Source organism: Coleofasciculus sp., from assembly GCF_046539235.1.
Classification (GTDB): domain Bacteria; phylum Cyanobacteriota; class Cyanobacteriia; order Cyanobacteriales; family Coleofasciculaceae; genus Coleofasciculus.
On sequence record NZ_JBKHHI010000364.1, the window covers coordinates 1 to 6,698 of the forward strand.

General features: G+C 47.0%; 7 protein-coding genes. 2 read left to right on the forward strand and 5 right to left on the reverse strand.

What is annotated here, in order from left to right:
* Positions 1 to 211 precede the first annotated feature (211 nt).
* The 4 genes from ACLFWI_RS23970 to ACLFWI_RS23985 form a co-directional block, all read right to left on the reverse strand.
* On the reverse strand, positions 212 to 442 hold the full coding sequence (locus tag ACLFWI_RS23970; RefSeq protein ID WP_006105092.1) for a hypothetical protein: 231 nt from the start codon (positions 440 to 442) through the stop codon (positions 212 to 214).
* Entirely contained in the window at positions 432 to 689 is a 258-nt protein-coding gene (locus tag ACLFWI_RS23975) for a hypothetical protein (protein WP_446415012.1), read from the reverse strand. The genes ACLFWI_RS23970 and ACLFWI_RS23975 overlap by 11 nt, the downstream gene beginning before the upstream one ends.
* Positions 690 to 1,667: 978 nt before the next feature.
* Complete coding sequence (locus ACLFWI_RS23980; protein ID WP_446415013.1) at positions 1,668 to 1,949, reverse strand: UPF0175 family protein; 282 nt, start codon at positions 1,947 to 1,949, stop codon at positions 1,668 to 1,670.
* A 458-nt stretch (positions 1,950 to 2,407) separates the two neighbouring features.
* Complete coding sequence (locus ACLFWI_RS23985; protein ID WP_446415014.1) at positions 2,408 to 2,566, reverse strand: hypothetical protein; 159 nt, start codon at positions 2,564 to 2,566, stop codon at positions 2,408 to 2,410.
* Positions 2,567 to 3,060: 494 nt separating this feature from the next.
* Here ACLFWI_RS23985 and ACLFWI_RS23990 point away from each other — a divergent pair, with 494 nt between their 5' ends.
* A complete protein-coding gene (locus ACLFWI_RS23990; protein WP_446415015.1) occupies positions 3,061 to 5,442 on the forward strand; it encodes a transglycosylase domain-containing protein in 2,382 nt (793 codons plus the stop codon).
* Positions 5,443 to 5,684: 242 nt separating this feature from the next.
* Positions 5,685 to 5,894 (forward strand): photosystem II assembly protein Psb35, encoded by a 210-nt coding sequence (gene psb35 / locus ACLFWI_RS23995; RefSeq protein WP_446410165.1) that lies wholly within the window; start codon positions 5,685 to 5,687, stop codon positions 5,892 to 5,894.
* 117 nt (positions 5,895 to 6,011) lie between these two features.
* Here the strand turns inward: psb35 and ACLFWI_RS24000 are convergent, their stop codons facing one another.
* Positions 6,012 to 6,572: a cyclic nucleotide-binding domain-containing protein gene (locus ACLFWI_RS24000; protein ID WP_446410164.1), complete on the reverse strand. Its 561-nt coding sequence runs from the start codon at positions 6,570 to 6,572 to the stop codon at positions 6,012 to 6,014.
* Positions 6,573 to 6,698: the final 126 nt, after the last annotated feature.

Genomic DNA, 6,698 nt, shown 5'->3' on the forward strand with positions numbered 1-6,698 from the left:
AGGAAAGGGTCTATAGGCGGGCATATTTTCCCACGATGAAATAATACCTAAAAAATTAGCCAAAGTCAACCCTCTATCGTAGAAATGAGTAAAAATAAAGGTGCGATCGCCTGTGGGTCGAATTGAGGATAAACAGAGCGCGATAAGCGAGAGCTTGTGCCGAAGGCAATCGCGTTAGGGTTGGATTGATGGGAGAGAGTGCGATCGCCGATCAAGTGACATGATAAGCCGTAATAGCAACTGCGCCATCTGGACTATAAATTGCTTCTATTCGCCTGAAACTTGTATGAACCCACCAAACTTTAATCCGATTTCCTTTAGCTGGAGCCGTACCCATCTTACTATATCCGGCAGCAATTAAAAGCGCTTCAAATTCAGGAGTTGGCAGAATTTTAACCGTGATTTTGGCAATGCCATCCAGATCATGCTGATCAAGGGTCATAGCTACCTTGATAGGTACTATAGATCCGATACCCCGGTAGAACCAGTGCCATACCCCACCAACTATGAATAATTCCAGGATAGGTTTCTTCCGGTTCACTCCCACCTAACCTAATTTTCAGATCACCTAGCCAAAGATAAAATCCTGGAACGAGACTATCTAAGCTGTAAGCGATCGCTTGCAATTGAGGATCGGATTGTTGCCTAGGTTTAACTGACTTTTTTTTATCCGAGTGAGACGTTGACATAAACAGAATTTGAAGTGATGAGGAAATGGTCTATAGGCTGGCACATTTTTCCATGATGAAATATTACCTAAAAAATGAGCCTCTTGTCAAGCCTCTATCGTATAAATAGGTAAAAAAAGAAGTGCGATCGCGTAACACTGATTTCACTGATTTAGATAAACGGTAGCGGTTGGAAGTGAGAGGTTAGTCACACTGATTTCACAGAAGCGTTAGTCCTCAATTGGCAGAAGATGTAAGAATTGTCGGGAAATTATTAAGTCCTCTGTGTCATGCTGTGTCCTTCACGCTTTGTGTCTTCTCTTTAGTGTCACTCAATCGGTGTAATCTGTGTTTTTGAAGTGATAAGTACAGAGTCTACAGGCAGACACATTTTCCCATGATGAAATAGTACCTAAAAAATTAGCCTAAGTCAAGCCTCTATCGTATAAAAGAGTAAAAATAGAAGTGCGATCGCGTTAGGGTTGGGTTAACGAGAAAGAGTGAAATCACCCAAGGTACGAAAAAATTTAAGCCCAAATCGCTTAAACTACTACAGTAGTAACCAATTTTGCTGACACAGACTTGCCTAAAGAAGAACTTCGTCAACAAATCACCCAAATTGCAAATAGCTTCCTGATATTTCAATGCCAACAGTGCGCTGAGGCAATCAAGCATCTTGGGATAATATAATCCTCTTTTATTCGGAAGATGAAAGAACGGCGCTCAATAAATTTTTTGAGTTATTTCAAGAATTTACCCAAGAATCCGAGAAAAATGGCTTCCATGAATCCACCGAAGAGCAAGTGGAATCGCCAATCTTGTAGTCCCGTAGCACCCCGAAGCCAAATAGATGAGCATTACATCTTACATACAGAAGGAAAGAAACCGTAGGGGCGCACCGACGTGCGCCCTTGGTCATACTGCGCCCTTTGTTAGCGGGTGAGAGGTGAGCATCCACTGATTTCACAGAGGTGTTTGAAGTATCCGAAACAACTGCCATTAAAGTTCTGGATTCCCCTGAGTCATTATTTTTTCCATGGTTATCAAATCCTGATCAAAATCCGCTTCATCATAGTGTAAATAGGCTCCAGCTTGCTTGAGAAAACCATCCACCTCATAGCGCGAAGAGAGGTTGAGCAATCTTCCCACCTGCGCCGAAGTAATCACTCCCTGACGATAGGCTTCAATGGCTAAACACTCCACAACTTTTCGAGGGAAGTTATCCCACTTTTCCTGAATCGTGCTGGCAATTTCGTCGGGTAAATTAATGGTAATTTGCACAGAACCTCCTCCAGTACCCTCACATCCCGCTTAGGTTATAACAATTCTAACCTAGCCCTGGCGATCGCGTAACACTGATTTCGCTGATTTATAGAAACGGTAGCGGTGGGAAGTGAGAGGTTAGTCCCACTGATTTCACTGAGGTGTTAGTCCTCAATTGGCAGAAGATGTAAGAATTGTCGGGAAATTATTCAGTCCTCTGTGTCAATCTGTGTACTTCACGCTTTGAGTCTTCTTTTTAGTGCCATTCAATCGGTGTAATCTGTGTTTTTGAAGTGATCAGGAAAGGGTCTATAGGCGGGCATATTTTCCCATGATGAAATAATACCTAAAAACTTAGCCAAAGTCAAGCCTCTATCGTAGAAATGAGTAAAAATAAAGGTGCGATCGCTGATTATTTTGCCCATCAATCTTTGTTTTCTACTCAGTTGCCTGATATCGCCAGCGCAACGTTTCAATCAAAACCGGCGAAGCCCGAAACGAATCGCTGCTTGCTCTCCTACATCTAAGTCAATTAGCCCAACATCAGGTTGATTCTCGATGGGTTGAACATCCAGCCAAGCCGTAGGTTGAGCTATCCCGGCTGGAACGGGTTCAGGTGCTGGCGATCGCTTCATGGTGTCTGAACTTGCCCCAATCCCAGTATCCCTGAGTACGGTGGGATTTTTTCAATAGTTGAGATACAATTTGAGCGCTGGAGTGACTTAAACCGTTTAAAAAGAAAAAATGATAATCATTGGCAGACAAAATCGATTGAACCCCAGAGACACCTCAACGCCAACGAAACCGATGCTAGGATGACGCTAGATTGCCAAGTCTTACGCATCGGGATTTTACTGAGAAGGAAGCTTGGCTTCATCCATCCGGCAAATTTTGATCCCAAGCCCTAAAATAAGCAAAAGGTCATGGCGGCTTGTGGTTTAATTGAGGAGTTCAAGTGTCAAATTCTATCCCAAAGCACGAAGATCCATCAAGTCAGTTGAATTCGGAGGCGGTAACGGAACAAGAAACCCAGGCTGCCTCAGAGGATCTGATTCAACCGGACTCCCAGCCTAAACCGTCATCACGGTTAGGTCTGTTAACACAATGCCGACGGGGTGTAACGGTGACGATGAACGGGATCAAGGGAATCCCGAGTACCCTGGTTAAGTCATTCGTCGGACCCCCTCCGATCTATCGTCGGCGTAAGTTTTGGGTGGGGATAGGAATGGTGGGGATCAGTGGCGGTGCGATTGCCTTCGGTTTAAGCTGGCAAGCCCTAGAAGAAAGTTTACCGGAGTCCACCGATGATGTGCTGACCTATATCCGGGATGAAACAATTACCGTAAAAGCGGCTGATGGTACAATCCTCCAGCAAATTGGACCGGCTACCCACGACAATCTGAAAATATGGGAAATTCCGGACAGGCTGAAACAAGCTTTTATTTCCATAGAAGACCAACGCTTTGAAAACCATAGCGGATTGGATTACCAAGGGATTGTCCGGGCGGCGTTCTCGAATCTGTTAGCCAGAGATGTGGTGGAAGGTGGCAGTACAATTACCCAGCAGTTGGCGCGGATTGTCTATTTCGATCAGCAACAAACCCTAGGGCGCAAGCTCAAAGAAATGCGGATGGCGCAAAAAATTGAGCAGGATTTGGAGAAAGATCAAATCTTGGAGCGCTATTTGAATCTGGTGTATTTGGGGTCTGGGGCGTATGGCGTCGCGGATGCGGCTTGGGTGTATTTTAGTAAACCCGTCACAGAATTGACCTTAGCGGAAATGGCAACCTTGGCAGCTTTGCCACCCGCACCGAGCCAGTATTCTCCCTTTATTAATAAACGAATCGCCCAAGAGCGGCGGAATGTGGTGCTGCGCCGGATGCAGAAAAATGGGTATATTATGGAGGGGGAAGCAGACGCCGCGATCGCGACTCCATTAAGGACAAAGCGCAGCAACCCGAAGCGTTTAGACCGACAGGCGTCTTATTTTACTGAATATATTCAACAAGAACTGCCGAAATATGTTCCCGCCGATGTTTTGGGTAAAAAGGGATTGATTGTGGAAACAACTCTCAATCCTCAGTGGCAAATGGCAGCAGAAGCGGCGGTGGCAGAGACGATCGAAACCTATGGCAAATACCAACGTTTTGAACAAGCCGCATTAGTGGCAATTGATCCGCGTAATGGTCAAATCAAAGCCATGGTTGGGGGTAAAGAGTTCTTTGATCAGCAATTTAATCGGGTGACGCAGGCACAACGTCAACCGGGTTCGACATTTAAAACATTTGTTTACACAACCGCGATCGCAGCGGGTTTCTCTCCCTATCAAAGTTATGAGGATGCCCCTTTTGTTGTCGATGGTTATGAACCCAAGAACTATAGTGAAAAGTTTCGCGGTTGGACTTCGATTCGGGATGCTCTCACCCATTCGGTTAACATTGTGGCAGTGAAAACCTTAATCAAGGTGGGTTGGGACCCGGTAGTGGAAATTGCCGAGAAAATGGGGATTAAATCGACCCTCAACAAAACCTATTCCTTGGCATTGGGCGCCTCAGAAGTGAATTTACTGGAGTTGACCAGTGCTTATGGTACTTTAGCCACTCAAGGCGTACATGTCCAACCCCATGGAATTCGCCGTATTCTGGATCGACAGGGTAAGGTGATTTATCGAGAACAGATTCAACGTGAGCGAGCCATTGACGAAGACACCGCCGCCATTATGACCTGGATGCTCCGCAATGTGGTAACCTCCGGAACAGGGGGGAACGCTCAGTTACGCGATCGCGCCGTAGCGGGCAAAACAGGTACTTCAGACGAAGCCCGTGACCTCTGGTTCATCGGGTACATTCCCCAACTGGTGACTGGCGTTTGGCTGGGTAATGATGATAATCAACCCACTTGGGGAGCAAGTAGTACCGCCGCCATTACTTGGCATGAGTTCATGGAAGAAGCCGTCGAAAATATGAGGGCGGAAGACTTTCCGGATCGACCGGATAAACTCGATGGTCGAGAAGGGACGATTGAAGCCAAGCCAATCGAGCCGAAAAAAACCTATACCAAGAAGACAAACCAGACTCACTCTAGCAGAAGACGGACAAGCCGCCGCGCTTCGACCACCAGACGCTCAACCTCTCGTTCCACCAGTCGTAGTTATTCCCCACGTCGTTCAAGCAGCAGCAGAAGCAGTGGTGGAAGTAGTCGCAGTAACACTAGGAACCAACCTGCACCCGCCCGTTCCTCCCGTCGCCAAGCCCCGGTTCGCAACACAGCGCCCAGCAACCCACCACCCAGACGGTCAGCACCTGCACCTGCACCCAAACCCGCTCCACCAGCCCCAGCCCCAGCTCAACCTGCAGCGGTTTCGGCTCCGCCAGCCCCAGCACCAGCCCCAGCGCCTGTAGCACCGCCCCCAGCGCCTCCAGCCTCGCGCAAAGCGGCACCTGAACCCGCTCCGGCTGCGCCAGCACCTGCACCTGCACCAGTTACTGCTCCTCCTGCGTCTGAGGAGTAAAGTTTTGACCCATAACCACCTTCGGGGAACCTGATTTGTAGGGGCGAGTTTAGGGACTTTCGTTTCATTATTGACGATAACGTTGGTTCAAAACCCGCCCCCATCTCCCCAGACGTAGCATGCTACGTCTCTACACAGCTTCCCCAACATCTTTGTCACCGCAATTCGGTCTCAGGGGTGATAGATACTCCTGAAAGTTTTGATAGGATAGCCAAAATAGGATAAGGAGTGAATCTATGTATTTGAATTTATTGATGGAAGCAGGAGCGGCTCAAGCTTCTAAATTTCCATTCTCGTTTACATTGGTGTATGTGATCGGCTTTATCGCCGCGGTTGTCCTTGGCTCTATCGCCTGGTATAACTCCAAGCGTCCAGTCGGTTGGGAAAATAAAGATCGTCCTGACATTGTACCCAAGGTTGATACGCCAGAGAATTCCAACCAACAGAAATAAAGGCTAAACTTTAAATCGGGAGGGGTTTATCGCAAAGATGTATTCGATAATACATGGGTGTGACAATCTCTCCCCCGCTCCCCTACACCTAGAACCCCTCCGCACCTAGAGTCCCCATCAATCTGGAAGCACCGCATGGTCATTATTTCGTAAACGCCTCAGTAGCCAATCGAATCGGGCTTGGGCAAGGGGTACATTATCAACGACTTGTTGGGATAACTCTTCAGTCTCATTCTCGTCCTTCAGCCAATCTGTTTTGGCATAACCCAGATATCGCACCGTACCCCGTAATCGAGTAGACAGAAAAATCGCGATCGCACGATAGAAGCGTGAGGCAAATCCTTCGTCTTTTTGCAGTTTTTCCAGGAGATGATGACGCGGAATGGATAAAATCAGAGAGGTTTCCACCGCCTGAACCGTAGCCGAGGGAGGACGAGTATCTGCAAAAGACATTTCCCCGACAACCGCACCACTGGTTAATCGAGCGATTGTCTTGCCTTGCAAGGCTGAAACTGATACCGATAACGTTCCCTCTAGCAGAATCAGCAGGGTATCAATGGGCTTACCTTCCTCAATTAGGATGGTTCCTGCGGTAACTTCCTTTCGGTGTCCCACAGCCAGCATCCAATCCATATCATCGTCATTTAGTTCACCGAGTAAAAAAAATACTTTTTTCATTGTTATCTGTCATTTGTCATTTGTCATTTGTCATTCGTTATTTGTCATTTGTCATTTGTCATTTGTCATTTGTCATTTGTCATTTGTCATTTGTCATTCGTTATTGGTAATACTCGCCTCTATCCC